This window comes from Devosia sp. T2-14, assembly GCF_055397495.1.
Window position 1 is genome coordinate 3,117,106 of record NZ_AP027921.1, and the last position, 25,310, is coordinate 3,142,415.

Below are 25,310 nucleotides of genomic sequence, written 5' to 3' on the forward strand. Positions count from 1 at the left end.
ACCAAACTAGGATCATATGACACAAGTTCTTTTCCCCGTTCCGGGCTGGCCGACCGCACGTGTTCGTGGCGTTGAGGCTCTCTTTCCAGTCACCCGTATTTTCTGCGTTGGCCGCAATTATGCCGAGCACGCCAAGGAGATGGGCGTCGAAGTCGATCGCGAGGCGCCGTTCTATTTCCTGAAGTCCAACTCGGCGCTGGTGCCTTCGGGCGCTACAATTGCCTATCCGCCTGGCACTGAAAACTATCACTACGAGATGGAGTTCGTGGTCGCCATTGGCGCACCAGCGTTCAAGATCTCCGAGGCTGACGCGGAATCTGTGATCTATGGCTATGCAACCGGCCTCGACATGACCCGTCGTGACCTTCAGCTGCAGGCTCGTGCCAAGCAGCGCCCATGGGACCTGGGCAAGGATTTCGAGCAGTCCGCGATCCTGTCCGAGATCGTTCGCAAGGAAGAGTTTGGTGCCATCGGCGAGCAGCGCATCTGGCTGGATGTCGACGGCGCCGCGAAGCAGGATTCCAAGTTGAGCGAACTGGTCTGGTCGGTGCCCGAACTGGTATCGCACCTGTCCCATTTCTATCACCTTGTGCCGGGCGACCTCATCTATACCGGCACTCCGGCCGGCGTCGGCGCGGTTGTGGCTGGTGACAAGATCACCGGCGGCGTCGATGGCCTGCCATCCGTGCAGCTGACAATCGGTGCTGCGGAATGATCTTCCACGGTTATTTCCGGAGTTCGGCAGCCTATCGCTGCCGGATCGCCTTCAATATCAAGGGGATCGAGCCTCAGCTGACCCCGGTGCATTTGCGCAAGGATGGCGGCAAGCAAAAGACTGCCGCCTACCGTGCGGTCAATCCTCAGGGGTTGGTACCGACCCTGGAGGTGGATGACACGCAGTTGACGCAGTCCCTGGCGATCATCGAGTGGCTGGATGAAGTTCATCCTGAGCCTGCCTTGCTTCCCGCCGACGCCCTGGAGCGGGCCCATGTGCGGGCCTTTGCTCAAGTCATGGCTTGCGACATTCATCCACTGGCCAATCTGCGGGTGCTCGACTATCTGAAGACCGAGCTGAAGCAGGATCAGGCGGCGGCCGATGCATGGTGCCAACGCTGGATCGGTGATGGCCTGCAGGCCTGCGAGGCTCTCCTGGCCCGCGCGCCGCTCAAGGGGGACTTTGCCTTCGGGACGACGCCAGGTCTTGCCGATATCTGCCTCATTCCGCAGCTCTACTCGGCAGATCGCTTTGGTGTCGATCTCGCCGGCATGCCTCGGCTGCGTGCCGTGCGCGAGGCTTGCGAGTCCTTGCCTGTCTTCGCTGACGCGCATCCGGCCCGGCAGCCCGACGCAGACATCTGATCCAGCGTCGCGGGTTGGGCATCAGCCACAGCCTACGACATTGATCAGTTGACATACGATCAGACGTCGGTCTATATTTTGATGCGTTCGATACGGTAGCGATTGGGAGGAGTAACCAATGACTATCGTCGGCACGAGGACTACGCCGCGAACGCGTGTTTTCATAAGTCCTGCCGCTTTGAATAGGGCAGGCGACCTCATCCGCACCATCGTTTAGATGTCGTTTCTCAAGGTGCATACGCAGGGCTTCCTGCGAGAACTGCAACGAGCAACTTCGAGATAAACAAGCGAATTCAAGAATATAGGGAGTACAACATGAAGGCAGTTCTTACGGCCGTTGGGGCCATGCTCGTTCTCGGCGCGCCAACACTCGTTTCTGCACAGGACGTTCCAACCGTCCGCTACGGCATTTATGAGCCCGGATTCGACTCCGGTTTCCTGCTGATGGCGCAGGAAAAGGAATTCTGGGCCGCGCAGGGCGTCAATGTCGAAGTCGTCACCTTCAAGAGCGCCGCTCAGGCGTTTCCGGCCTTCATCGCCGGCGAAGTTGACGTGGTCCAGGCCAACCCCAGCGAAGCCTTGCTGGTTGCCTCCAAGGGCGCCGATATCAAGTTTGTCGGCTCGACCATGCCCGGCTTGAACTACACGCTTTATGCCAATTCCAAGTTCACCGACCTGACCCAACTCGCAGGTGCGACTGTCGGCATTTCGGCACCAACCGCGCTGCCGGCTGTCGTGGTGAAGGCCATGATGATTGCAGTGGGTGTCGATCCCAGCGCCGTGACTTTCGCAAACTCGGGCGGCAGCCCCGAGCGCTATCTTGCCGTGGTCAATGGCGTCGTTGATGCTGCAAGCTCGCCCAGCGATTACATGGCCCGCGCCAAGGGCGATGGCGTCCAGGTCCTGGCCATGGCCAAGGATGTGATCCCGGACTATCCGCGCTACGCTCTGATCACGACGAATGCGTTCCTGCAGAGCGAGAATGGCAAGGGCACCGTTGGCCTTCTGGCTGGCCTGATCGAGGGCATCCGCTACGCCTTCGAGAACCCTGCTGAAGCACATGCGCTTTCCGCCAAGACCGTCGGTGGTGGACTCGCTCCGAGCGATCCGTCCATCTTGGCAACCTATGACGAGTTCACCAATGGCGGCTATCTGGCGCTCAACGGCGAAATTCCCGTCAAGCAGATGAAGTACCTGGCAGAACTGCAGAAGACTCTGGGCATTTCGACCGCGCCTGTTGATGTCGACTCCCTGGTCGACGACACCTTCCTGCAGGAAGCTCTTGCCCGCGTCGGCAAGGTGAACTCGACCTACTACGGAGGGGTGGAATGATCGCAACGGAACTGGCCCCCGACAAAGTCGGGGGCCATCCTCCCCGGCCTGGGAATAGTGCCGCGGTAGAAGTTGAGCATGTCAACAAGGTGTTCTTTGCTCACCCGGCACGCCAGGTGCAGGCGCTGCGCGACGTGTCTTTCACGGTCAACACTGGCGAGATCATCGCACTAACCGGCCGCAGCGGTTGCGGAAAGACGACGCTGCTGCGGATCATTATGGGCCTCGAGCAGGCATCCTCGGGCACCGTCAAGGTGGGTGGCAAGGTCATAACGGGCTGCGGCCTAGATCGCGGCATTGTCTTCCAGCATGCTGAATTGCTGCCCTGGCGCACGGCGCTCGGCAACGTGATGTTTGGCCTGGAGTCGCGTGGCGTACCAAAGGCCGAGCGGATCGACATTGCCCAGAATGCGCTGGAACTCGTTGGCCTTGGTCATGCGATGGATCGCCATCCGCACGAGTTGTCTGGTGGCATGAAGCAGCGCGTCGGCCTGGCACGTGCGCTGGCCATCGACCCGCAGGTTCTGCTGATGGACGAGCCCTTTTCTGCGCTCGACGCACAGACCCGCGAAGTGATGCAGCAGGAGCTGCTCGATATCCAGGCGCGGACTGGCAAGACGATCATCATCGTCAGCCATGACCTGGATGAATCGGTGCTGCTGGCTGACCGCATCATCGCCATGCTGCCCAATCCAGGTCGCATGCAGAGCATTCTGGTTACCGGCATGGACCGGAGCCTGTCGCTTGACGAGCTGCGTGGCTCGGCCCAGTTGGTCGAGCGTCGGCAGGAATTGTGGAAGCTTATCCACGCCAAGGAAACCGGGGACGAGCAGCGATGACCACCACCCTCAGCAATCCGGTTGCTGCCGAGCCCAAGCTGGCCGCAGTGCTCAAGAAGACCCAGAGGACCGGCAAGACCTGGCGCGACTATTCTGTGACGATTGCCACGGTCATCTTCCTTTTGGTGCTGTGGGAGATCTTCGCCCGCCAGGCTAATCCGATCCTTGTGGCTCCGCCCTCCAAGGTGGTGACGGCGCTGATCAACATGATCAACGACGGCACCATGGGCAAAGCTCTGTTGGCTTCGTCACAGCCCTTCCTGCTTGGCTTCCTTGGTGCAGTGGCCGTCGGCGTTCCACTGGGGCTGCTGATCGGGCGCTTCCGCTATGTCGAGGCCGCCCTGGGCTGGCTGGTTATCGTTGGCTATGCCATGCCGATGATCGCACTGGTGCCCGTCTTCATGCTGTGGTTCGGCCTGGGCTTTGTGGTCAAGGCAGTGATGGTTGCGGTCATGACTGTGTTCGCCATCATCATCAACACCTGGAACGGCGTGCAGAATGTGCCGCGCAGCCTGATCGAGGTTGGCACCGCCTTCAACGCCTCGCCGACGCGCATTCTGACCCAGATCGTTCTGCCGTCCGTAATCCCATCGATCATGACGGGCCTGCGTATCGGCATAGGCAAGGCGGTTATCGGTATAGTCATCGCTGAGTTCTTCACCGCGCTCACCGGCATTGGCGGCATCATCGTCGAGTCAGGCGGCACCTTCCAGCCAGATCGCATGTTTGCGGCAGTGCTGGTGCTGTCGATCATCGCCACGGGCCTGACCTGGCTGGTCGGCCGGCTGGAGCGCAGCATTGCGCCCTGGAACCACGCCACCACCGGCGACTCGTAGGAACTCGCTCGTTATTGAAAAGCGCTGCTGCGGCGGGTGTATCTGCCGCGGTGAATTGGAAAAGAAGGGTTGGAGCTCTGATGAAGGCACGTTTGGTAGTTGGCATTTCAGGTGCTTCGGGCGCGATCTATGGCGTGCGCTGCCTCGAAATGCTGCGCGAGCTGGATGTTGAGACACATCTGGTCATCTCCAAAAGCGGCGTGCTCACCATTGAGCAGGAGCTGGGCATTTCAGCTTCGGCGGTCAAGGCGATGGCCGATGTCGTGCATGCTCCGGGCAACATTGGCGCTGCCTGTGCTTCCGGGTCGTTCCAGACCATGGGCATGATCGTGGCGCCGTGCTCGATGCGCAGCCTGGCCGAGATTGCCACGGGGGTGACCTCGTCTCTGCTTACGCGTTCCGCCGAAGTGGTTCTCAAGGAGCGGCGCCGGCTGGTGCTCCTGGCCCGCGAGTCCCCGCTGACCAACACTCACCTCAAAAACATGCTGGCCGTCAGTGAAATGGGAGGCATCGTGATGCCGCCTGTACCGGCCTTCTACACCCATCCAAAATCTCTCGAAGAAATGGTCGACCACACGGTCAGTCGCGCACTCGACCTGTTCGGTCTCGATACGGGCAAGGCCAAGCGCTGGACTGGCCTGGAATCCTCGCGGCCCGTTTCCACCTTAATCTGAAAGAAGCCCGACCCACGCCTAAGGGGAAGTGTCGGCTTAAATAGGACGACGTCTGATGAAGCTTTCGGCGTCCGTTAGGAGTAGTTCTATGAAGATAGTCATCGTTGGCGGCGGCATTGGAGGCATGACACTTGCCTGTAAGCTGGCAGTCGGAGGCGTCTTTCCTGACGTCTACGACTCCGCGCCGCGGCTCGAGCCGATTGGCCTTGGCATCAATTTGTTGCCGCATGCCGGGAAGGTAATGCAGCAGATCGGCGTGCTGGACGAGATCGCCTCGCGCAGTGTCGAAACCTATGAATCCACGTTCTTCAACCGCTTCGGCCAGCACATTTATTCTGAGCCTGCCGGCCTGCGTGCAGGCTACGACCTGCCGCAATTCTCCGTTCACCGCGGCGACCTGCACCAGCCTCTTTTGAGCCGGTTCACAGCGCTGGCAGGGGACGAGAAGCTCCACCTGGCTCATCGCTGCGTCGGCTTTGAGCAGGATGCGGACGGCGTCACCGTGCATTTCCGCGATACCGTGGCGGATACCGAACTGCCAAGCGTGCGCGCCGACATTCTCATCGCGGCGGATGGCCTGCATTCCGTCGTGCGCAAGACGCTGCACCCGAACGAGGGCGATCCAGTCTATTCCGGAGTTAACATGTGGCGCGGTTCCGCGGTGCACAAGCCGTTCCTCAATGGCGCCAACATGACCCGCATCGGCTGGCTGTCCACGGGCAAGCTGGTGGTCTATCCGATGCGTAACAATGTCGATGGCGAGGGCAACCAGCTCATCAACTGGGTGGCCGAAATCGAGACGTCGAAGTACAAGGCCAAGCGGGACTGGAACAAAGAAGGCTCGTTTGATGACTTCATGTGGGCCTTTGAGGATATGAAGTTCGACTGGCTCGACGTGCCGGCGCTGCTTCGTTCGACCACCAAGGTGATGGAATTCCCGATGGTCGACCAGGACCCGCTGCCGTTCTGGACCCAGGGCAGGGTGACATTGCTGGGCGACGCCGCCCACCCGATGTATCCGCGCGGTTCCAATGGCGCAGGTCAGGCCATTCTCGACGGCGATGCCCTTGGCGACGCGCTGCTGCAGAACGCCAACCCGCAGGACGCACTCAAGGCCTACGAGGCCGATCGGCTGCCGGCCACCTCCAAGGTCGTGCTGACCAATCGCACGACACCGCCCGATATCATTTTGAAGGAAGTATTCGATCGGACCGGCGACAAGCCGTTCGATCGCATCGAGGACGTCATCGGCGCCAACGAACTCTCTGCGCTGTCGAATAACTACAAGAAGGTCGCCGGTTATGACCGCGAACGTCTGAACGGGGTGAAAGGATAACCAATGACCAACACCAATAGACCCAAGCCCTACAAGGATTTGCGCGAGTTTCTTGAGAAAATCGAGGAAATCGGCGAGCTCAAGACCGTGCGCGGCGCCAGCTGGGACCTCGAAATGGGTACCCTGGCCGAGATCATCTATCATGGCGAGCAGGAGAACCCGCCAGCGATCCTGTTTGATGACATTCCCGGCTATCCGGGCTTCCGTTGCGTTTCGGGGCTGACCAATTCCAGCCAGCGCCTGGCCGTGACCCTTGGTTTCCCGCTGTCCAAGAAGCCCATCGATATCGTCCAGTGCTATCGCGACCGGATGAAAACCCACGAGCCTCTGCCGCCCGTGTTCGTCGAGCCGAAGGACGCGCCGATCTACGAGAACGTGATGCGCGGCGACGACATCGACATTCTGAAGTTCCCGGTCCCCAAGCTGCATGAGCTGGACGGTGGCCGCTATGTCGGCACCGATGACCTTGTGATCATGCGCGATCCCGAGGACGACTGGATCAATATCGGCACCTATCGCTCGATGGTGCACGATGCCAAGTCGTTGGGCCTATGGATTTCGCCGGGCAAGCAAGGCCGGCAGATCCGTGATAAGCACTTCAGCAAGGGCGAGCCATGCCCAGTGCTGATCTGCGTTGGCCACGATCCGCTCCTGTTCCTGGCATCCGGCAATGAGCTGCCCTACGGCCTGTCCGAATACGACTATGCGGGCGGCCATCGCGGTCTGCCGTTCGAGGTGGTGAAAAGCGAAGTGCACGGCCTGCCAATGCCTGCACATGCCGAGATCGTCATTGAAGGCGTGATGATGCCGGGCGACACCCGCATCGAGGGACCGTTCGGCGAATTCACCGGCTACTACGCAAGCCATGCCAGCCCGCAGCCGGTTGTGCGCATTGAGCGCATCTATCACCGCAACAATCCCATCATGACGATGGCGTCTCCGATGCAGCCGCCGTCCGATTTCAGCTTCTCCAAGTGCGTGACCAAGTCGGGCATGATCTGGGACGAAATCGAGCGTGCCGGCCTGTCGGGCGTGAAGGGTGTTTGGTGCCACGAAGCCGGTGGAGCCCGGATGTTCAACGTCGTTTCGCTCAAGCAGCGTTATCCCGGCCACGCCAGGCAGGCCCTGCATCTGGCGGCAAGCTGCCAGTCGGCGTCCTATATGGGGCGGTTCGTGGTGGTGGTTGACGAGGACGTCGATCCGACCAACACGTTCGACGTTCTCTGGGCGATCAGTACGCGCTGCGATCCGGCCGAGGATATCGAGTTCATCCGCCGGGCCTGGTCCGGTCCCCTCGATCCCATTCTAGAGGAGCGGAGCGGGACCAACTCGCGCGGCCTGATCGATGCTTGCCGGCCGTTCGAACGCATGGCCGCGAACACCTTCCCACCCGTGGCCCGCGCCACTGACGCACTGCGTGAAGCCGTGGCGGAGAAGTTCAAGAGCCAGCTCGGCTAAGGAGCGCGTTTGCCCAGTCACGACTTTGATCTGTTGTGGCAGTTCGCCCTCGACGTCTATGGCGTCGAGGGCGTTGCTGCTGAATGCATCGACGCACAGAACAGCCACGGTGTCGATGTTTGCGTCTTGCTCACCGCCGTCTACGCGGCAGCGCAGGGTTTTGTGCCGACGCAAGAGGCGCTGGTTTCCTGGGATGACGCCGTAAAGGACTGGCGCCAGACCGTCGTGCGGCAAATCCGGGCCGTGCGGAATGCGCTCAAAGCTCTGGACGCTGACTCCGACGTTTCAGTGCTGCGCAAGGCGGTACTGGCCACAGAGTTGCAGGCGGAACGCTTGGAAATCCAGCAGCTGGCGGCGGCCTATGCGACGACGGCATTGCCGAAACAATCCGACCTGGAGCCCCGTGATCGGGTGTTGCAGACACTGGCGCAGGTCGCCGTGCTCTATGAATGCGAAACGCTTGTCATGCCGCGCTTGGCTCAGGCCGTAACCCTTTTCGCGCGATAACGCATTGACAGCACGGACCGTACGGACAAAGTGTTCGGCAGACGTCGGATGTTTGCTATTCTGCGTCTCGTCCATCGGCCGAAGCCTTTGGACCGTTTGATAAAAATGACCTGAGCAAGACTATCCGGGAGTTGCCTGTGACAGCACTTGGCGAGATCGCCGCGACCGACCTCAACGCCAGCCAAGCCTCGCGCGATGGCGGTACCGCCTCGCTTGAAGGGCTTTATGGTCGCCCCGGCTTCAAGATCCGCCGTGCGCATCAAACGGCCGTCGCCGTGTTCGCCGAAGCAACCTGCGACTTAGGAATCACCACCAGCCAGTATGGCGTGCTGCATACGTTGGCCCGCATCGAAGGCCTCGACCAGATCACGCTAGCGAACCTTGTCGGGCTTGATCGCTCCACCACCGGCCTCGTGCTCGGTCTGCTGGAACAGCGCGGCTTGGTCGAGCGGACCATGCACAAGACCGACCGCCGCCGCCGCGTCTTGATGATCACCGAAAGCGGCCGTCAGCTTTACGAAAGCGCGCAGGGGCCCGTTTCGTTGGCAATTGGTCGTCTCCTGGAGCCATTGCCTGCCGATGACCGCGAACCGTTCCTGGACGTGCTTGAGCGCATCGTGGCAACAGCTACGCAGCCGGTCGAACCGGCAATGGCCGAGGCGCTGCGAGAACTCTATCGCCGACCCGGTTTCCTCATCCGCCGCGCGCATCAGATTTCATCCGCGTTGTTCGTGGAAGAAGTGCGTGCCTTCGACATTACGCCGACCCAGTTCGGTATGATGTTCGTGCTGCTTCAACGGCCCAGTATCGATCAGGTCACGGTGGCACGGCTGGCGCGTTTTGATCGCTCTACCAATGCCATGGTGGTAGACTTGCTCGAAGCGCGCGGACTGATTGTGCGCCGCGTCGATATCGCTGACCGCCGCCGCCGTGTGCTGAACCTCACGCCGGCCGGTGTGACTTTGCTCAACGACCTCATGCCCTTCGCTGAGAACGCGCGCCAGCACCTGATCCAGAACCTGAGTGAGGCGGAATCGAAACTGCTTCACACAAGCCTCGACACCATCGTCGCCGCATTCGAAGGCGCCGCCTGAAGCTGGTTGCTCAATATGCCATCACGATGTGATCAAAAAAAAGGCCCGCTGTTGCGGGCCTTTTCCAATTCGTTCCAGTAGACCGTCGCCGACGACAGCTTCTATTTGGGCTGCAGCTGGCGCAGGAAAGGGATGGATTCGAACTGGTCGGGCTGGACGTGGTCCCAGGAGATGCCCTTCGGTCGGGCATGGGTGCTGCCGGTGGTGATCAGTTCGCCTTCGGTCGCAACATAGTCCATCCAGCAGTCGAAATTCATCATGACGATGTCGCCGTCGGGCACGACCTGGGTGGAATGAACGCTGGTAACAAGTGGGGTGTCCGGCCGGATGCGACCGAGTTCGTTGAGGACACCGGCCTCAAGGTCGGCGAAGCCGCCGCCCTTGCCAGTCCTGGCACCCTGGCGCGTCGCGGCAACCGTGCCGAACACGCAGAAGTCGAGTTCCGGGATGTCGGTGAATTCGATGCGCTCGCCATGGTGCATATAGCCCTGATGGCTGGCGGCAAGCTCGAAGGTAATGCCCTTTTCCTGGAGCACAACTGGGTCGATGCGGACATAGGGCGCGCTCTGCACCAGCTCCGGGACCGGGCAGTAAAGGGTCTTGCCTTCATAAAGTGCGCGCAGGCGCAGTGAATACTGGGCTGAGTCGGGGTTGACCTTGACTGCCTTCGCCGTCTTCCAGGCGGGTATCTGGGTCATGTGCCAGGCAGCGTTGTCCGCGCCTGTAAAATTAGGGATGTGGCTGCGCGTCGGGCCAATAGCGACCCCGTCGGCGACAAGCTGATCCCAGATGGCGTTGCGCAACTCGTCTTTGGCAGGGTTGCGACCCGCCCAGCGACCACGATCGGTCATCACCATCTCCATCGTTAGAAAGCGGATTTGAGCCGCATGCCGCTATTCGCGTCGAACAGGAGAGGGGCCTCCAGCGGCGGGAAAAGCAGAATTTCGGGACCGGCGATTGCCTGCTCGGCAGACGTCCGGACGGTGAGCTTGGTGCCGCCCGCTTCCACATGGACGAGCCGATCGCCGCCGACGAATTCAATGGCGGCAACGCGGCCGGGGAGACCGCCTTCACCGGACGCGCCGATCACGAGGGTTTCCGGACGCAGCGCCATGAGGCAGGCAGTGCCCACTTTTACACCAGCGGCCTTCGGCGCGAGGCTGGCGACAGGTTTCCAGACTTGACCATTGGCGAGGATCCAGCTGTCGTCATCACGTGCGCTGAGCGGGACCAGATTGGCCGGTGGGCTGCCGACAAAGCCGGCGATAAAGGACGTAGCCGGCTCACGATAGAGCGCCTCGGGCGCCTCATACTGCAGAATGCGGCCACTGTTCATGACAGCAATCTGGTCTGAAGTGGCGAGGGCCTCGGCCTGATCGTGCGTGACCATGATCGTGGTGATGCCGGTCCGGTCGTGCAGTTCACGCAGCTCAAGACGCACCTTGTGGCGAAGCACTGCATCGAGATTGGACAGGGGCTCGTCGAGCAGAAGCAGCCGCGGCCGGATCGCGATGGCCCGCGCGATAGCGACGCGCTGTTGCTGGCCACCCGAAAGTTCACCCGGCTTGCGGCTCAGTGCAGGATCGAGGCCGACCATGGCGAGGGATTCGTCGACGCGCTTTTCGGCCTCGGCACGGTCCATACCCAGCATGTCGAGGCCGAATCGGACATTCTGGCGAATGCTGAGGTGCGGAAAGAGCGCGTAATTCTGGAAGACTAGGCCGATATTGCGCCGCCACGGCGGAAGGTTGGTGATGTCTTCGCCGCCAAGTTCAACTTTGCCGCCATCGGCCTCAAGCAGCCCGGCGACAATTTGCAACAGGGTCGACTTTCCGCAGCCGCTGGGACCAAGCAGGGAAACAAAAGCGCCCTTTTCGACGTCGAGGTCGATGTCATGCAGCGCAACGGCGCCCTTGTAGCTCTTCTTGACAGAACGGATGCGAAGGTAGGGAGATCCGGTCATCAGAACCGCCTTGATAGCTGAAAGAGGCGCTGTCCGAGGACGATCACCAGGATTGTGAAGGCGACGATCATTGCGGCAATGGCGATGGTTGTCGGGTCGATTCCCTCGGTGCGGAGCCGCGAGAAGGTGCGAACGGGGAAGGTGATCCATCCCGCTCCGGCGATCAGTGTGGTCACCACGACATCGTTGAAGGAGACGAGGAAGGCGATAGCCGTGCTGGACAGCAAGCCAGGCATCGCGAGGGGCAGCGTGATGCGGCGAACGACATGCCAGGGCGAGGCGCCAAGGCTCTTGGCCGCCGCTTCGAGCCGGGGGTCGATTTCGTCGAAGGTTGCAATCATGATCCGCGCAGCGAACGGCATGGTGATGGTCACGTGGGCAAGGATCAGGCCGGGCAGGGTGCCGTTCATGCCGAGCTGGGCATAGATCGACAATAGCGCGATAGCCCAGACGACGAGCGGCAAAGTGAGCGGCGCCAGCAGCAGGACTTCCATCCCGAGGCGATAGGATGGCTTGCCACGCACGAGGCCAAAGGCCGCGAGGCTGGACAGGCCAACTGCGATAGCGGTCGAGATGATACCGAGCACTGTGCTGATCCACAGGCTGCTGCGGTATTCGGGATGGTTCAGTGCCTCGTCGAACCAGCGCAACGAATAGGAACGCGGCGGAAAGCGGAAGACGTTCCCGCCATCGAAGGCCGAGAAGATCAGCACCAGGATCGGTGCCAGAAGAAATAGCAGGATGGCCACAACGCCCGCAAGCATCAGGCCCTTGCCGAAGCGAGTTGTCATGAGGCCCTCGCAAGTCGACGGGAGATCAAGGCGCCGACAAAACCGGCAATGGCAAGAAACAGCAGCATGACCATGCCCAAGGCTGAGGCGAAGGGCCAGTCGAGCACCATGGCGGCCTGCTGATAGGCGAGCGAGGCAAAGGTGACCACTTTGCCCTGGCCGAGGATCTGCGGCGTGACGAAAGCTGTCAGCGCAGCGCAGAAAACGAGGAGGCTGCCGGCCACGATGCCCGGGAGCATCAAGGGCAGCAGCACTCGCCGCCAGACCACGAGAGGCGACGCACCGAGGGACATGGCGGCCTTCTCATAGTCGTGCGGAATACGTTCAATCGTGTTGATGAGGGGCAGCACCATCAGCGGCAGGAAAGCCTGGACGAGGCCAATGGTGACGCCGGTAATATTGCCGAGTAGCGGAAGGCTCGACTGGATGAGACCCATGGATTTCAGCGCGCCATTGATGAAACCCAGCGGGCTCAGAAGATTGACGAGACCGAGGGTTGGCAGCAGGGCACCACAGATAAGCGGAAGGATGGAAATGCCGATGAGAAGGCCTTTGGCCCGCCCGGCATGCAGCACAATCCAGCGCGCCAGCGGCAGGGCAAGGAGCAGGCATACGAGGGTAACAAAACCACTCAGCCAAAGTGTCGTCCACAGGCCGCCGAGATAGTAGCTGTCGGTGAAGATGCGGATGTAGTTCGCGATAGTGAAACCGGTGTCGATACTGAGCGAGCCGGGCACCTGGCTCCAAAAGCTCAGCACCACCAGGAACATGAACGGCAGCACGAAGACACCGAACATCAGGACTGCCGCCGGCGCGATAAGAAGCGTCGTGGTGGTCGGGGAGATGTCCGGTGTCTGGTTCAATGGAAAGTCCTGAATCTAGGCGGAGTGACTACTGGCCGAGGATTTGCTTGTTCCAGCGGTCGGTCCAGTCAGAGCGCTGTGCAATGACATAATCCCAATCGAGCTGGAGCAGGCTTTCGACTTCCTCAGGCGTGTTGATCACGCGGACAGCTTCTTCATCGGACAGAACGACCTTGGAATTGGTCGGGCCGAAGTTCAGCTGCTGGGCATAGGCGGTCTGGGTTTCAACGCCGAGCGCCAGATCGATGAACATCTGGGCCAGTTCCGGCTCTGGGCTGTTGGCGACCTGGCAGACCATGTCACGCACGAGCACCGGACCAGGATCCTTGGGGAACACGAAGCCGATGCCTTCGTAGTTCTCGAGATTGGAAATCACATAGCCCGAAATCATCGGAGCAGCCGCAATTTCGCCGGCATCCATTAGGGTCAGGACTTCATCCAGGCTGCTGTAGGTGAGCATGGGCGCGCCCAGCTCGGCCAACTTGGCAAAAGCGGCATCAGGATTGGACTCGTCCACACCGGCGATACGGGCGGCCACGGCGAGCATGCCGTCACCTTCCGAGCTCGGATAGGGGGCATAGGCCATCTTGCCCTTGAGTTCCGGATTCCACAGGTCGGCCCATTCTGGCGCTTCCGGGAACACGGCCTTGCTGTAGGCAATGCCGAGGCCAACCAGGCTCATGGCATAGCAACCATCGTTCATGCCCGCCCAGACGTCGGCAGCGGCGGGAACCAGCGCGGCGTCGGGGGCAACGACGAGACCCTCTTTGAGGGCAGAGGGGGCTTCATAGATGTTCTGGAAGGTGACATCCATGGTGGGGTTGTTGCGCTCGGCCACCATCTTGGAGAGGCGGTCGCCGCTGCCACCGAGAAGGAACTCGACCTTGGCACCGGTCTTGGCTTCGAGCGGGCCGGCAACATGTTCCTTGAGGAGACGTTCGATATCGCCACCCCAGGTGCCGACAACGAGAGTGCGACCCGAGTAGTCCTGCGCAAAAGCTGGCAGGCACGGGAAAAGGCTCACTGCGGTCAAGGCCGCGTAACAAGCGATGCGTTTCATGATTCCCTGCTGTGTTGTGGTTGGTAAAATAACGCTGATCCCGTGCCCCACTCGCAAAGACACGTTAGAGTCAGACTAGGCAGGGCACCCGGACAGGAAAAGTTGCCTATCCAATATATGAGTCATAACGGAATGCTTATGACCCCTGAATTGGGACCGCCAGAACATCGGCTTCCCGGACTAGGCGCCGGATGGTGTCGCGCAGCCAACGATGATAGCGGCTGGCCTGGGATCGCTCGTGCCAGAGCAGATAAAACGCCATTACGCCGAGCTCTTCGGGCATCTGCAGAATCTTCAGTTTCCCATTCTCGGTGATGTGCTCCGCATAGCGCCGGCCGACGGTGAAGGCGTGGTGCGTTCCCGGCAGAAGCTGGGGAATGATGGAATAGTCCGGCACGGAAACAACGACACGCCGCTCATGCCCCAGCCGCGCCAGCATGCCGTCAATCGGGCTGATGGACAGGTCGTTCGGGGACGAGGGAGAAATGTGCCCGAGCCGGAGGTACTCCTCGAGCGTCAATTGCGTTCCCGCCGGGATCGGGTGCGACGCGCAAACCAGGCAAGCCAGCTTGGCGCTAGCCAGGGGCATATGCTTGAGATGAGGAGGAGGCACCGGCCAATTGCCGACAATTGCGTCGAGGCCGCCGGTTTCTCGCTCGGTTTCAACGCCGCTCTGCAGGGTGGGCACGAAGAGTTCCAGCCTGCACCTGGGCGCGACTCGATGCAGCTCAGCGATGAGATGCGGCACGAGAAAAAACTCGAAGGACGTCGCGGCGGCGATGCGAATGGTCCGCTCGGACGTGGCTGGATCAAATGTCTCGTCCGACTCCAGCAATTCGCCGAAGCGATTCATGAGTTCTTCGACCTGACTCGAGACCAGCATCCCCTTGTCGGTGAGGACCATCTTCTGCCCCGAGCGTACCAGGAGCGGATCTCCAAATATATCGCGCAGTCGGCGCAATATGGCGCTGACCGACGGCTGGCTCTGACCAAGCTGCGTAGCCACCCGCGAAACACTGCGCTCACTCAGCAGGCTACGCAGTATGTCCAGGTCGCGCAGGCTTAGACCGAAGAAATTGGAACGGTTACTCATCATCCCTACCGACCACCTGTCATTCGCCGGACGTTATCTGCTTCAGCGGCCGCAGCGTCTGCCACGAGCCCCATCGGAAACATCTACCAGACAGGTTCTGATTGCGACATTTCCGCGTTGCCGCATGTGGCCGGCAATGCGCGACACGGGCACGCGTTTTCCAAAAACTAAAAACCCCGGTTTCCCGGGGTTTTTCTTCGTGGATAGCTCTGAGAGAGCAGAGCGCCAGCTCTTAGCTGCAGCCAGTCGTCGTGCCGCAGGTGTCGCACTTCAGGCAGGTGCCGTTACGCACCATGGTGAAGTTGTGGCACTCGGTGCACTGGTCGCCGGTATAGCCCTTCATCTGTGCTTCGGCGCGCAGCAGGCCGGCGTCCTTGCTCGGCGGCGGGCTCGGGATTGGGCTGAGCTCGGCCGGGGCGAAGGCGGAAGGAGACAGTTGCGTGTCCACCTTCAGGGCGGTCGCCGACCGAAGCGCGGTAACCGTAGAGGTCTGCATGGCCTGAACCGGATTTGCCGCCTGCGTGTCGCCGGAGACGATCATCAGGTTCTTGTTGGCAACGCGGCCGCGGGTCATGCCGCGGGAGACAAAGCGCTCGGCGGGCACCGGGGCAGGGCCGCTGGATGCGGGCCGCTGCTCTTCGGCAACGCCCTTGCCGAGCGAAGTCGGGCTGTCTGGATTGACGTGTGCGAGGTCGTCACGGTCGAGATAGGACACGGCCAGTTCACGGAACACGTAGTCGAGAATCGACGTGGCGTTCTTGATGCGATCGTTGCCCATGACCATGCCGGCAGGTTCGAAGCGCGTGAAGGTGAAAGCCTCCACGAATTCGTCCAGCGGCACGCCATACTGCAAGCCGATCGAGATCGCGATGGCGAAGTTGTTCATCATTGCGCGGAAGGCGGCGCCTTCCTTGTGCATGTCGATGAAGATCTCGCCAAGGCGCCCGTCGGCATATTCGCCGGTGTGAACATAGACCTTGTGGCCGCCAATAACCGCCTTCTGGGTGTAGCCCTTGCGACGATCCGGCATCTTTTCGCGCTCGCGAACAACCGTCTCAACGACGCGCTCGACGATCTTCTCCGCAATGACAGGCACACGTGCGTCGACGTTCATCGAGACGAGGTTTTCGACCACGTCTTCGTCTTCGCTTTCGTCGGCAGCAGCCAGAACCGAAGAGTTCAGCGGCTGGGACAGCTTGGAGCCGTCGCGATAGAGGGCGTTGGCCTTCAACGCCAGGCGCCAGGACAGTATATAGGCTTCCTTGGCGTCTTCGACGGTAGCGTCGTTCGGCATGTTGATGGTCTTGGAGATCGCGCCGGAGATGAAGGGCTGGGCAGCAGCCATCATCAGGATGTGCGATTCAACCGACAGATAGCGCTTGCCAATCTTGCCGCACGGGGTAGCGCAATCGAACACCGGCAGGTGCTCGGCCTTGAGATGCGGAGCACCTTCCAGCGTCATGGCGCCCACAACGTGCAGATTGGCGGCCTCGATGTCCTTCTTGGCGAAGCCCAGGAAGCCAAGCAGGTCGAACGAGAAATCGTTGAGCTGCTCATCGGTGACGCCTAGCGACTTCAGGAAGTCAGCGCCCAGCGTCCACTGGTTGAACACAAACTTGATGTCGAAGGCCGAGGCCATGCCGCCATTGAGCGCTTCGATCTTGTCGTCCGTGAAGCCCTTGGCGCGCAGCGTCGAGGGGTTGATGCCAGGAGCCTGGTTCAGATTGCCATGGCCGACAGCATAGGCCTCCATCTCGGCAATCTGCGACTCGGAATAGCCGAGCGTACGCAGGGCCGGCGGCACGGCGCGGTTGATGATCTTGAAGTAGCCGCCACCTGCGAGCTTCTTGAACTTCACCAGGGCGAAGTCGGGCTCGATGCCGGTGGTGTCGCAGTCCATCACCAGTCCGATCGTGCCGGTCGGGGCGATAACGGAAACCTGCGCGTTACGGTAGCCGTGCTCTTCACCGAGTGCGAGCGCATTGTCCCAGGCCGCGCGAGCGCGGTCGGACAGGGCAGCATCGCTGATATTGGCGTGATCGAGCGGCACCGGATTGATCGAGAGGCCTTCATAGCCCTCGGTGTTGCCATAGGCAGCATTGCGGTGGTTGCGAATGACGCGCAGCATGTGCTTGGAGTTGCGCTTGTAATCCTTGAAGGGGCCCAATTCCTTGGCCATTTCGGCCGAGGTTGCATAGGAAACACCGGTCAGGATTGCCGTGATGGCACCAGCAATGGCCCGGCCTTCAGCCGAGTCGTAGGGAATGCCCGACGTCATCAGCAGGCCGCCGATATTGGCGTAGCCGATGCCAAGCGTGCGGTATTCGAACGAGCGTTCTGCAATCGCCTTGGACGGGAACTGCGCCATCATCACCGACACTTCAAGCACGATGGTCCAGAGACGGACGGTGTGCTCGTAGGCGGCCGTGTTGAAGGTGCCATCCTGGTTGCGATAGGGCAGCAGGTTCACCGATGCCAGGTTGCAGGCGGTGTCATCGAGGAACATGTATTCGGAGCAGGGGTTCGATGCGTTGATCGGACCTGCTGCCGGGCTGGTGTGCCAGTCGTTGATGGTGGTGTGATACTGAATGCCGGGGTCAGCCGAAGCCCAGGCCGCGTAACCGATCTGTTCCCAGAGATCGCGCGCCTGGAGGGTCTTGGTGGTCTTGCCGGTCTGGCGGGCCTTGAGGTCCCAGGCGCTGTCGTTCTCGACGGCGCGCAGGAAGTCGTCGGTCACGCGGACCGAGTTGTTCGAGTTCTGGCCGGAGACAGTCAGGTAGGCCTCGCTATCCCAGTCGGTGTCGTAAACCGGGAAGTCGATGTCCGTGTAGCCCTGCTTGGCGAACTGGATGACACGGTAGATGTAGTTCTCGGGAACCAGTGCCTTCTTGGCCGCGCGCACTTCGCGTTTGAGGGCAGGGTTCTTGGCCACGTCGAAGCAATCGTCGCCCGAACCTTCGCAGTTCACGGCGGCCTTCATGATGGACTTGAGGTGCTTGGACACAACCTTGGAGCCGGTCACGAGGGCAGCAACCTTCTGCTCCTCCTTGACCTTCCAGTTGATGTATTCTTCGACGTCGGGGTGATCGATATCGAGCACGACCATCTTGGCCGCGCGACGCGTGGTGCCACCGGACTTGATGGCGCCAGCTGCGCGATCGCCGATCTTGAGGAAGCTCATGAGGCCGCTCGACTTGCCGCCGCCCGAGAGCTTTTCGCCCGAGCCGCGCAGGGCCGAAAAGTTGGTGCCCGTGCCCGAGCCGTACTTGAACAGGCGCGCCTCGCGGACCCAGAGGTCCATGATGCCATTCTCGTTCACCAGGTCGTCATTGACCGACTGGATGAAGCAGGCATGGGGCTGCGGGTGCTCATAGGAGCTCTTCGAGCTCACCAGCTTGTGGGTGAATGGGTCGACATAGAAATGGCCCTGGCCAGGACCGTCGATGCCATAGGCCCAGTGCAGGCCTGTGTTGAACCACTGCGGGCTATTGGGGGCAACGCGCTGCGTGGCGAGCATGTAGGCGAGTTCATCAAAGAAGGTGCGTGCGTCTTCCTCGGAGTCGAAGTAGCCGCCCTTCCAGCCCCAATAGGTCCAGGTACCGGCCAGACGATCGAACACCTGGCGCGAGTCCATTTCCGAACCGAAGCGCTCTGCCTCGGGCAGCTTCGCCAGCGCGGAGTCATCGGGAACCGAGCGCCAGAGCCAGGAAGGAACGTCGTTCTCTTCAACCTTCTTCAGCGCCTTGGCGACACCGGCCTTGCGGAAATACTTCTGCGCGATGATATCGGCCGCCACCTGGCTCCAGGTGGAGGGGATCGCGATGTTTTCCAGCTTGAAGACAACCGAGCCGTCAGGATTGCGAATTTCGCTGGTCGCCGAGCGGAATTCGATGGAGCCGTAACGGTCTTGATTGGCGGTCGTGAACCGGCGTTCAATGCGCATAGTCGTCGTATTCCCCAATTAGCGGACACGAGTTTGTCCGCGAGCCGAAACCGGCTTCTAACCCAAATCTGTGTTGACGCTTTACCAACCGAGTCCGGAGAAGCGGGCTCGAAAAATCTTGCCTTAGCCTGGACGTGGCGCCGGTCTTATGCCCGCGCTCCTGTCCGAGTCTTACCCATCACACAGTGTGTGCCGGGCCGTGGGAAACACTCCTCCGATTCAATGCTCGCGTCAACGACAGAAATCACAAGGTCTAGTGGGTAGAGTGACTCCGGCGACAACCACTAGTAGGGGGAATGTGTGGATTACGGGGACAAACTTCAAGGCATTTGCGGCGTTTGCCCCGCCCAATTCAGGCGGCACCTGACCGCCTGCGGCAGTTGGCAGAAGGTGCCAAGACTCCCGGCTAAAGGCGCGGGAATCCTAGCTGATCGTCGCGCGGAGCCGCTTGTTAGCGCGGCATTTACCAAGCTGGCAGTTGCGAGAATCGGCTCAGGGATTCGGTGTCAAGCGCAGAAATTTTGGTCAAATTGCGGCGTGCGCAGTTGGACACTATTGCTGGTGTCAGTCGAGCGCCCGCACACCACGGCGCTGTGCCAGCCATACCCATAGCGCTATCGGCACCATGGCGAGCCCGGCCCAGCCATAGGCGGGCAGGATCCCGGCCTGATCAGCGAGTAACCCAAAGCTCAATGTTGCTAGTACGCCGGCGATATTCTGCGCAACCGCAAGAGCCGACGTCGTTGTGGCGCGGCTACGTCCGGCCATCAGCCGCTGAAAGCGGGCCTCGGAGAGAACTGTCGCTGGCACGACGACCAGATAGGCCAGTTCGAGCATCAACACATAGACCGGATGGTTGGCCAGAGACGCCACAACCAGCAGGCAACCGCCGATGAGCGGCAACAGCCAGGCAAGGGCAAGGTGCCGCGCCATCCGATGCGCCATGAGGCTGGCACAGGCAAACGCAGCAAGCGTAGTGGCGCCCATAACCCCGAACAGCCAGATCGGTAGGCCCACGGCGAGATAGTAAAGCTGGTCAAACTCTTCGAGCACTTCGAACAGGATCAGACCGACCGCAATATAGAGCATCACTAAACGCAGATCGGGCAGGGCGCGGAATTCGCTCAACGCAATGCGAAAGTTCTCGAGATAACCGGGTTGCTCCTCAACAGTCTGGTCATCCGCCTCACGCCGGGTATCCTGCAGCGTAAGGGCAATCAATGCGCAGGCGCCCAGCGGCGGCAGGGAGAGCCAGACGGTGACGTCCATTCCTCCGGACGCCGCAACAAAGCCACCGAGCAGCACGCCCGCACCGATCCCGAGCGACTCGGCAGACGTCACCCGGCCGTTGACCCGGTCATAGTCGTCGCTGCGCCCCTCGGCCTCGAGCCGTTCGTAGACCAGTGCCTCACCAGTGCCCGACAACAGAGATTGCCCAGCGCTCCAGCACAGGAAGCCGAGCCCGTAGAGCCACACATTCCCATCGGCCACGCCCCAGCAGACAAAGGTCAGCATCTTGGCCAGCGGCGCCGCTACGAGCAGCCACCGGCGATCAAACCGGTCGGAGAGGGCACCCGATGGCAGTTCCAGGACAATCGCCGAGGCCGACCAGAACGCCAGCAGCGCGCCGATCTGCGCGGCCGAAAGCCCCTCGAGCTCAAAGAGCGCGGTGTAGACCGCGTAGCAGAGGATGAAATCGAACAGGAAGAGATAGGCGTAATACCGGCCAAGGAAGCGGCGGAGCCCGGTGGACGGCTGAGGCATGAACGCAACTCCGGCTACTGATACCACCCGGTCATCGGCAGCAGACTTGGCAATTCAGTCTAGGCTGGACCAGTCACCCATGATACACCCGGGCAAACTCGCATATCTCGACGGCGGAATCGACAATTGGCCAAATCCGGTATCACGCAGTTCCTGACTGAAATCTTCTCCTGGTGGAGCGGTAATACCTGGGGCACGCGCCTCTGGATCAAGCGCTTTGGCGATCTGGTCGGCACCGACGAGTTCGGCAACCGCTACTATCAGGACCGCAAGGCTGATCGTCGCTACGTGACCTATGCCGGCGCCGCCGACGCATCGAGCATTCCTCCCGGCTGGCATGGCTGGATGCATCACCGCACCGACGTCGTTCCGAGCCAGGAAAAGTATGCACCGCGCGCCTGGGAAAAGCCCCATGAGCCCAACCTGACCGGCACTGCCGCCGCTTATCGCCCCGATGGAAGCCTTCTCAATAAGGGCGAGCGCCCGCGCGTGACCGGTGACTACGACGCCTGGTCGCCTGAATAAGGTACGCGGCGCCTTGCGCCCTCGGCCCTCAACCCTTCTGAAATTGGCAAAGTCGCTGGTCCCCATGCTGGGGCTGGCACTCTTTGGCCTGTCTGCTCCTGCGCTGGCCCAGCCCGTCGCCAATCCGGTGGCTACCTTCGCCGGTCTCGACAAGATCACGGGGCGCATCACCAAGTTCGACGTCTACATCGACGAGACCGTGCTGTTCGGTGCCCTCGAGATCACCCCGCGCGCCTGCTACAGCCGTCCGGTAACCGAAACGCAACGCGTGTCGGCCTTCCTCGAAGTCGACCAACGCAGCCTCACCGGCGTATCCAAGCGCATTTTCACCGGCTGGATGTTTGCCGATAGCCCGGCGCTGAACGCCGTCGACCACGCGATTTATGACGTGTGGCTGATCGAGTGCAAAACCAGCACCGACGTTCCTCTTCCGCAAGATCGCTAAACTTCCGCAGTGATGTCGGCCCCGGCCATTTCCGCCCGTCCTTGACGTTTGACCGGCTCAGTGGCTGACTTGCCTCTGCGCTTTGGCTCTCGGGGAGGGATACAATGCTGCTCACCAACAAGACCGCCATCGTCTATGGCGCCAGTGGCGCGGTAGGTGGGGCCGTCGCAAAGTCCTTCGCCAGTCACGGCGCGCGCGTCTTCCTCGCAGCACGCGACCGCAAAGGTCTCGAGGCTGTCGCCACCGATATCCGCGGCGCAGGAGGGCAGGCGGAGGTCGCGCCGGTCGATGCCACCGACAAAGTGGCAGTCGAGGCGCATCTGGGCGAAATCGCAGACGCGGCAGGTCCTGTCGACATCATGTTCAACGCGATTGCATGGGGCGATACACAAGGGCAGCTGCTCACCGAGATGCCCCTCGATCGCGTGCTATTGCCGGTCAATACGGCTCTCACCACCTGGTTTCATACCGGAACAGCACTCGCCCAGCATATGTCGACCAATGGCCGCGGCGTTATCGTCGGGATCACAGCGAATGCGGCGCGGGAGGCCTTTGCCCATGTCGGCGGCTTCGGCATCGCCTGCGCGGCCGTGGAGCACTATCTGCGCCAGCTCGCTGTCGAGAATGGCCCGGCCGGCGTACGCGTCTGCTGGGTGCGCTCGCCGGGATCTCCCGATGCGCCCGGCGTGCGCGAGGCGTGGCAACTGCGCGCCAACGAACTGGGCATCAGTTTTGATGATGTGCACCGCGACTTCGCCAGGGATACGCCGCTGCGAAAGGTAACCGCGCTGGCACAGGTTGCCGACGCCGCCGTGCTGCTCGCGAGTGATCTGGCAGCCGGCATGACGGCGACCATGGCCAACGCCACCGGTGGCGCCCAGGTAGACTAACGACGACAAACGAGGAGAATGCGAATGCAGACCGATCCGAAGATTGTTACCCGTCCTGATCAACCCTACGCAGCCATCGCGCTGACCGTGAACCAGCCGGAAATCGGCAAGTATGCTCCACCGCTGATCGACAAGGTGGCCGACTGGCTCAAGACGCAGAACAGTGCGCCCGTAGGAGCGCCGTTCTTCAACTACGTGCAACATCTCGGCGGCGGCCGAATGGTCATGCATGCCGGTTTCCCGACGCAAGCCGTCCTGGCGCCCTCAGCCAATGTGGTGACGGGAACCCTCCCGGGCGGCACTTACGCGACACTCACCCACACCGGTCCCTATATGGAACTCCACGAGGCCAACATGGCCCTGCGAGACTGGGTGCACGAGCAAGGTCGCACCCTCGCCGAGACCAAGGGCAATGGCGGCGAAACCGAGGTCACCTGCCTCGAAATCTACCACACCGATCCGGGCGTCGATCCGTCGGGGCAACCGGTGACGGAGGTAACGTTCAGGCTGGCCGAGTAGCGTCCCAGGCGTACCAGTCACCCCGAACCAGCAGGGCCTCCGCCAGGCGCTCCTCATACTGTTCGCGCGGGATTTCAACGCCACCCAGCGACGCCAGGTGCGGCGTGAGGAATTGCGTGTCCAGCAGCACGAAGCCGCCCGCGTTCAGCCGCTCGACCAGGTGCGCCATGGCCATCTTGCTGGCATTGGTTCTGCGGTGAAACATGGATTCGCCAAAGAAAGCCCCGCCGATGGCGAGCCCATAGAGCCCGCCAACCAGCTCATCACCGTCCCAGACCTCGACGGTATGCGCCACACCGCGCTCAAACAGCTGGCCATAGACGTGGCGAATGGTGCCGTTGATCCAGGTGGATTCGCGGTCCTGACCCTCTGTCGCGCATCCGTGGATGATCGCATCGAAATCGGAATCGACGCGAACGTCGAACCCCGATTTGCGGATGGCCTTGGAGAGGCTGGTCGACAGGCGAAAGCCATCCAGCGGGATGATCCCGCGCATTTCCGGGCTCACCCAGAACACGTCCTCATCCTCGGCATCCTCGGACATGGGAAAGATGCCGGCGCAATAGGCCCGCACGATCAGCTCGGGGGTGATTTCGACTTCGAAGGGGCTGGGCTTGGACATGTGCGCATTCGGCCAAAAGGGAAAGGGGCGCAGAGCGCCCCTTGGATGTCTTAAACCTTGTTCTCGGCCAGATACTTTTCAAGCCAGTGAATGTCGTAATTTCCGGCCAGCACATCCGGCTCGCGGATCAGGCGCTGGAACAACGGCAGCGTCGTCTTGATGCCGTCAATGACGAACTCATCGATGGCGCGGCGCAAACGCTGCAGGCACTCTTCGCGGGTACGGCCGTAAACGATCAGCTTGCCGATCAGCGAGTCATAGTAGGGCGGGATTTTGTAGCCCTGGTAGACGGCGGAATCGACGCGAACGCCCACGCCACCGGCGGGGTGGTAGAAGGTGATCGTGCCCGGCGAGGGCGCAAAGGTCTGCGGGTCTTCGGCATTGATGCGCACTTCGATGGCGTGGCCATAGAACTGCACCTTGTCCTGGGTCAGCGACAGCTTTTCGCCCGAGGCAACACGGATCTGCTCATAGACGATGTCGATGCCGGTGATGCGCTCGGTCACCGGATGCTCCACCTGCAGGCGGGTATTCATCTCGATGAAGTAGAACTCGCCGTTCTCGTACAGGAACTCGATGGTCCCGGCGCCCGAGTACTTGAGCTTGCGCATGGCCGCGGCGCAGATCTCGCCGATCTTGTCGCGCTCTTCCGGCTTGATAGTCGGACCGCCAGCTTCTTCCCAGACCTTCTGGTGACGACGCTGCAGCGAGCAGTCGCGCACGCCCAGATGCACGGCATTGCCCTGGCCGTCACCGAGCACCTGCACCTCGATATGGCGCGGCTTGCCCAGGTACTTTTCCATGTAGACCGAGTCATTGCCGAAAGCAGCCTTGGCCTCGGACCGCGCGGTCGACCAGGCGACGAGCAGTTCGGATTCAGTCTTGGCGACCTTCATGCCGCGGCCACCACCACCAGCGGTTGCCTTGATCAGCACCGGGTAGCCGATTTCCTTGGCGTTCTTGATCGCCTGCTGCTCCGTCTCCACGGCGCCAATGGAGCCGGGAACCACTGGAATGCCGAGTTCGACGGCGGTCTTCTTGGCCGTGATCTTGTCGCCCATGATCTCGATGTGATGCGCGGAGGGACCGATGAAGGTCACCTTGTGCTCTTCGAGAATCTTGGCGAAACGGGCGTTTTCCGAGAGGAAGCCATAGCCCGGATGGACCGCATCAGCGCCCGTGATCTCGCAGGCAGCAAGGATCGACGGGATGTTGAGATAGCTGTCCTTGGCCGCGTTCGGACCAATGCAGACGCTCTCATCGGCGAGGCGCACATGCATGGCATTGGCGTCAGCGGTCGAGTGGACCGCGACAGTCTGAATGCCGAGTTCTTTGCAGGCGCGCAGGATGCGCAGGGCAATTTCGCCGCGATTGGCGATGAGGACCTTCTGGAACAT

24 protein-coding genes are annotated in these 25,310 nt (G+C 61.2%); 14 read left to right on the top strand and 10 right to left on the bottom strand.

The annotated features are described in order from the left end of the window. Positions 1-16: 16 nt before the first annotated feature. The 10 genes from ACZ5WT_RS15360 (at position 17) to ACZ5WT_RS15405 (ending at position 9,435) form a co-directional block, all read left to right on the top strand. Positions 17-715 (top strand): fumarylacetoacetate hydrolase family protein, encoded by a 699-nt coding sequence (locus ACZ5WT_RS15360; protein WP_464284649.1) that lies wholly within the window; start codon positions 17-19, stop codon positions 713-715. Next, positions 712-1,359 (top strand): maleylacetoacetate isomerase, encoded by a 648-nt coding sequence (maiA, locus tag ACZ5WT_RS15365; RefSeq protein WP_464284650.1) that lies wholly within the window; start codon positions 712-714, stop codon positions 1,357-1,359. Before ACZ5WT_RS15360 ends, maiA begins: the two co-directional genes overlap by 4 nt. Before the next feature lie 315 nt (positions 1,360-1,674). Further along, the gene (locus ACZ5WT_RS15370) at positions 1,675-2,691 is read left to right on the top strand and encodes an ABC transporter substrate-binding protein (protein ID WP_464284651.1); all 1,017 of its coding nucleotides are present in this window, start codon (positions 1,675-1,677) and stop codon (positions 2,689-2,691) included. An 89-nt stretch (positions 2,692-2,780) separates the two neighbouring features. Beyond that, positions 2,781-3,530, top strand: coding sequence for an ABC transporter ATP-binding protein (locus ACZ5WT_RS15375; RefSeq protein WP_464284652.1), 750 nt, complete (start codon positions 2,781-2,783; stop codon positions 3,528-3,530). Next, positions 3,527-4,366 carry an ABC transporter permease gene (locus ACZ5WT_RS15380; protein ID WP_464284653.1) on the top strand — a complete coding sequence of 280 codons (840 nt, stop codon included), beginning with the start codon at positions 3,527-3,529 and terminating at the stop codon, positions 4,364-4,366. The genes ACZ5WT_RS15375 and ACZ5WT_RS15380 overlap by 4 nt, the downstream gene beginning before the upstream one ends. Before the next feature lie 80 nt (positions 4,367-4,446). Then, the gene (locus ACZ5WT_RS15385) at positions 4,447-5,040 is read left to right on the top strand and encodes a UbiX family flavin prenyltransferase (protein WP_464284654.1); all 594 of its coding nucleotides are present in this window, start codon (positions 4,447-4,449) and stop codon (positions 5,038-5,040) included. Positions 5,041-5,128: 88 nt separating this feature from the next. Continuing rightward, entirely contained in the window at positions 5,129-6,376 is a 1,248-nt protein-coding gene (locus tag ACZ5WT_RS15390; RefSeq protein ID WP_464284655.1) for a flavin-dependent oxidoreductase, read from the top strand. A 3-nt stretch (positions 6,377-6,379) separates the two neighbouring features. Then, on the top strand, positions 6,380-7,834 hold the full coding sequence (locus tag ACZ5WT_RS15395; RefSeq protein ID WP_464284656.1) for a UbiD family decarboxylase: 1,455 nt from the start codon (positions 6,380-6,382) through the stop codon (positions 7,832-7,834). 9 nt (positions 7,835-7,843) lie between these two features. After that, positions 7,844-8,341, top strand: a complete 498-nt coding sequence (locus ACZ5WT_RS15400; RefSeq protein ID WP_464284657.1) for a TIGR02444 family protein — start codon at positions 7,844-7,846, stop codon at positions 8,339-8,341. 137 nt (positions 8,342-8,478) lie between these two features. Then, a complete protein-coding gene (locus tag ACZ5WT_RS15405; RefSeq protein ID WP_464284658.1) occupies positions 8,479-9,435 on the top strand; it encodes a MarR family winged helix-turn-helix transcriptional regulator in 957 nt (318 codons plus the stop codon). 101 nt (positions 9,436-9,536) lie between these two features. Here ACZ5WT_RS15405 and ACZ5WT_RS15410 read toward each other — a convergent pair whose 3' ends face one another. The 8 genes from ACZ5WT_RS15410 to ACZ5WT_RS15445 all read right to left on the bottom strand — a co-directional run bounded on the left by ACZ5WT_RS15410 (position 9,537) and on the right by ACZ5WT_RS15445 (position 20,912). Continuing rightward, entirely contained in the window at positions 9,537-10,286 is a 750-nt protein-coding gene (locus ACZ5WT_RS15410; protein ID WP_464284659.1) for a 5-formyltetrahydrofolate cyclo-ligase, read from the bottom strand. Positions 10,287-10,300: 14 nt separating this feature from the next. Continuing rightward, a complete protein-coding gene (locus tag ACZ5WT_RS15415; protein WP_464284660.1) occupies positions 10,301-11,398 on the bottom strand; it encodes an ABC transporter ATP-binding protein in 1,098 nt (365 codons plus the stop codon). Beyond that, a complete protein-coding gene (locus ACZ5WT_RS15420; protein ID WP_464284661.1) occupies positions 11,398-12,189 on the bottom strand; it encodes an ABC transporter permease in 792 nt (263 codons plus the stop codon). The genes ACZ5WT_RS15415 and ACZ5WT_RS15420 overlap by 1 nt, the downstream gene beginning before the upstream one ends. Next, a complete protein-coding gene (locus tag ACZ5WT_RS15425; RefSeq protein ID WP_464284662.1) occupies positions 12,186-13,052 on the bottom strand; it encodes an ABC transporter permease in 867 nt (288 codons plus the stop codon). Before ACZ5WT_RS15425 ends, ACZ5WT_RS15420 begins: the two co-directional genes overlap by 4 nt. A 28-nt stretch (positions 13,053-13,080) precedes the next feature. Continuing rightward, positions 13,081-14,112: an extracellular solute-binding protein gene (locus tag ACZ5WT_RS15430; RefSeq protein WP_464284663.1), complete on the bottom strand. Its 1,032-nt coding sequence runs from the start codon at positions 14,110-14,112 to the stop codon at positions 13,081-13,083. A 136-nt stretch (positions 14,113-14,248) separates the two neighbouring features. Beyond that, on the bottom strand, positions 14,249-15,205 hold the full coding sequence (locus ACZ5WT_RS15435; protein ID WP_464284664.1) for a LysR family transcriptional regulator: 957 nt from the start codon (positions 15,203-15,205) through the stop codon (positions 14,249-14,251). Positions 15,206-15,437: 232 nt separating this feature from the next. After that, entirely contained in the window at positions 15,438-19,148 is a 3,711-nt protein-coding gene (locus ACZ5WT_RS15440; RefSeq protein WP_464284665.1) for a vitamin B12-dependent ribonucleotide reductase, read from the bottom strand. Positions 19,149-19,712: 564 nt separating this feature from the next. After that, positions 19,713-20,912 (bottom strand): MFS transporter, encoded by a 1,200-nt coding sequence (locus tag ACZ5WT_RS15445; RefSeq protein WP_464284666.1) that lies wholly within the window; start codon positions 20,910-20,912, stop codon positions 19,713-19,715. 126 nt (positions 20,913-21,038) lie between these two features. On the opposite strand from ACZ5WT_RS15445, the gene ACZ5WT_RS15450 reads away from it, so the two are divergent. The 4 genes from ACZ5WT_RS15450 (at position 21,039) to ACZ5WT_RS15465 (ending at position 23,291) form a co-directional block, all read left to right on the top strand. Beyond that, a complete protein-coding gene (locus ACZ5WT_RS15450; RefSeq protein ID WP_464284667.1) occupies positions 21,039-21,437 on the top strand; it encodes an NADH:ubiquinone oxidoreductase subunit NDUFA12 in 399 nt (132 codons plus the stop codon). A gap of 64 nt (positions 21,438-21,501) precedes the next feature. Further along, a complete protein-coding gene (locus ACZ5WT_RS15455; protein WP_464287225.1) occupies positions 21,502-21,882 on the top strand; it encodes a DUF2155 domain-containing protein in 381 nt (126 codons plus the stop codon). A gap of 104 nt (positions 21,883-21,986) precedes the next feature. Then, positions 21,987-22,772: an SDR family NAD(P)-dependent oxidoreductase gene (locus ACZ5WT_RS15460; protein ID WP_464284668.1), complete on the top strand. Its 786-nt coding sequence runs from the start codon at positions 21,987-21,989 to the stop codon at positions 22,770-22,772. Positions 22,773-22,796: 24 nt separating this feature from the next. Beyond that, the gene (locus tag ACZ5WT_RS15465; RefSeq protein WP_464284669.1) at positions 22,797-23,291 is read left to right on the top strand and encodes a GyrI-like domain-containing protein; all 495 of its coding nucleotides are present in this window, start codon (positions 22,797-22,799) and stop codon (positions 23,289-23,291) included. Here the strand turns inward: ACZ5WT_RS15465 and aat are convergent. Beyond that, on the bottom strand, positions 23,275-23,913 hold the full coding sequence (aat, locus tag ACZ5WT_RS15470; RefSeq protein ID WP_464284670.1) for a leucyl/phenylalanyl-tRNA--protein transferase: 639 nt from the start codon (positions 23,911-23,913) through the stop codon (positions 23,275-23,277). The two genes, ACZ5WT_RS15465 and aat, sit on opposite strands and share 17 nt — an antisense overlap. 50 nt (positions 23,914-23,963) lie before the next feature. Then, a complete protein-coding gene (accC, locus tag ACZ5WT_RS15475; RefSeq protein ID WP_464284671.1) occupies positions 23,964-25,310 on the bottom strand; it encodes an acetyl-CoA carboxylase biotin carboxylase subunit in 1,347 nt (448 codons plus the stop codon).